This is a genomic window from Mesorhizobium sp. M7A.F.Ca.AU.001.01.1.1 (assembly GCF_004022735.1).
Classification (GTDB): Bacteria; Pseudomonadota; Alphaproteobacteria; order Rhizobiales; family Rhizobiaceae; genus Mesorhizobium; species Mesorhizobium ciceri.
Window position 1 is genome coordinate 1 of record NZ_RZPF01000883.1, and the last position, 2316, is coordinate 2316.

Sequence of the window (2316 nt, forward strand, 5' to 3'; positions counted from 1 at the left end):
GTGGCGCCCATCGCACGCAGCGCGGAATCGCGGAAGTGGACCGGACGAGCCGATCCCTGACTTAATTTGGGTCCAACGAAAACTTCCGCGCTCTACGGCACCAGATCGATCGTCTCTGTCGAGTGTTCGACGCAGATGAAGCAGCAGGTGTCGCAAGGCTGGTCATTGTCCGGCCCGACGCCGGCCGAGAGGCTGTCATTGCCGTCGGCCCAGGCGCCATAGCAGATATGTTCGCCCTGATTGCAGGAGAACGGCACAGATTTCTGCGACCCTGGGGCGATCAGGAACACCTTGTCGTTGCCCGGCCAGACCGTCTCGCGGTCGCGGCTGAACAGCTCGACCGCGACTGCTTCCTTGCGCAGGTTCTTGACGAAGAAGGCCATGTCGGCGGCCTGCGCCGAGGCGGTGAAGACCAGCGCCGCCAGTGCAACCATACGAAACAGCGTCACGGCCTGGATCTCCCGAATCACCGCGGCAGAATCGCATGCCTGCCCGCTACTAGGAAGGTGCGGAACCCTGCGTCGCGATCTCATGCCCCAGCCGCACCGTTTCACGCACCAGCAGGTCGAGATCCTCGCGCCGTGTGCGATGATTGGTGATCGCCACGCGCAACCAGTGCTCGCCATGCACCGTGGTGTCCGAAAGGGCCGCAATGCCCTGTTCCTGCAGCCGCAGCATGATCTCCGTGTTGAGCACCTTCAGAGCCTCGCCTGTCAGACCGGGCTGATAGCGGAAGCAGACGATGTTGACGGTCGGCGATGCCGCCAGCTGCAGCCGCGGCGCGGCCTCGATCAAGCCGGCAAGATAGACGGCCTGGGCAATGTTCTGGTCGATCAGGCGGCCGAATTTCTCGACACCGTGCTCCTTCAGCGCCATCCACACCTTCAGCGCGCGAAAACCGCGCGACGTCTGCAGGCCGTAGTCGTGCAGCCATTCGCCGGAAGCGAGGCCGCGCGGCGTCGATTCCAGATATTCCGGCGTCACCGCGAAGGTCCCGCGATGCGCGGCGGCATCCCTGACCAGGGCGCAGCCGACTTCGAACGGCGCGTGCAGCCATTTGTGGGGATCGAGCGCGACCGAATCCGCCCGTTCGATGCCGGCGACGCGATGGGCATTCTCAGGCGCAATGGCGATCAGCGCGCCGATGCAGCCGTCGACATGGAACCAGAGGCCTTCCTCATGTGACAGCTTCGCAAGCGCCTGCAAATCGTCGATCGCCCCGGTGTTGACGGTGCCCGCCGTACCGATGACGCAGGCCGGCTTGAACCCTGCCGCGCGGTCCTCTGTGATCGCTGCCCGCAAGGCGGCGATATCGATGCGCAGCCCGGCATCGGTCGGGATGCGGCGCAGTGCCCGGTTGCCGAGGCCAAGTGCCTCCATCGCCTTGCGGTGGCACGAGTGGATCTGCTCCGAGCCGTAGAAGCGCAGCGGCTTTTCGATGGCGGCGACACCATGCTCGCGCACGTCGATGCCGGCCTTGACGTTGCGCGCCACGGTCAGCCCGATGATGTTGGCCATCGAGCCGCCGCTGACCAGCGTGCCGCCGGCAGAAGCGGGAAAGCCCAGCATCTCCTTGCACCAGTTCACCACCTGGCTGTCCATCAGCCCGGCGGCGTGGTTGCCACCGCCGAGGTTCGAGCCCTGGATTGCCGCCAGGAAATCGCCGAGCGCACCGGTGAAATTGCTCGACCCCATATACCAGGACCAGAAGCGCGGATGGATGTTGCCCATTGGATAGGACATCACCGTGCGGGACACCTCAGAATAGACCGCATCCAGCGGCGCCGGCGAGCGCGGCAGCGGCGCCGAGAAGGCCCCTCTCACATCGGCCGGCATCTCCCGCCAGACCGGGCGGTCGCGCACATCGCGGAGGTAATCGACCGCATCGTCGATGACCCGGTGCGACAGGGCCTGCACATCGGCCCAGTCCAGGGGATCGAGCGTTTCCTCGGCCAAAAGGCCGAGGTTTTCTTGCACGGCGTCCATACCAGATCTCCCGTCAAGCCGCCGGGAACTGGCAGCCGGGCGTCGAGCGCGACAGGGCGGTCTCGTCGGCATCCATCTCGGCCTCGATGCCGTCGAACAGCGGTGTCGACATGTAGCGTTCGCCGGTGTCGGGCAGCATGCACAGGATCACCGCACCGGCCGGCGCCTCCTCCGCGACCTGCCGTGCCACGGCGAAGGTCGCGCCGCCGGAAATGCCGGTGAAGATGCCCTCTTTGCGCGCCAATTCCCTCGCCCATTTGATGCCCTCGGGCCCGGCGATCGGCATCACCTCGTCATAGAGGCTGGTGTCGATCGCCTCCTGCAGCACGT

Annotated in this window: 2 protein-coding genes and 1 pseudogene; all 3 read right to left on the reverse strand. The window is 65.7% G+C overall.

Annotated elements, in window-relative coordinates; translation table 11 throughout:
• Positions 1-92: 92 nt before the first annotated feature.
• Positions 93-449, reverse strand: a complete 357-nt coding sequence (locus tag EN884_RS33390) for a hypothetical protein (RefSeq protein WP_024502169.1) — start codon at positions 447-449, stop codon at positions 93-95.
• Positions 450-498: 49 nt separating this feature from the next.
• Complete coding sequence (locus tag EN884_RS33395) at positions 499-1986, reverse strand: aspartate aminotransferase family protein (protein ID WP_063169664.1); 1488 nt, start codon at positions 1984-1986, stop codon at positions 499-501.
• 13 nt (positions 1987-1999) lie between these two features.
• Positions 2000-2316: pseudogene (locus tag EN884_RS33400) on the reverse strand (pyridoxal-phosphate dependent enzyme); the annotation flags it as partial.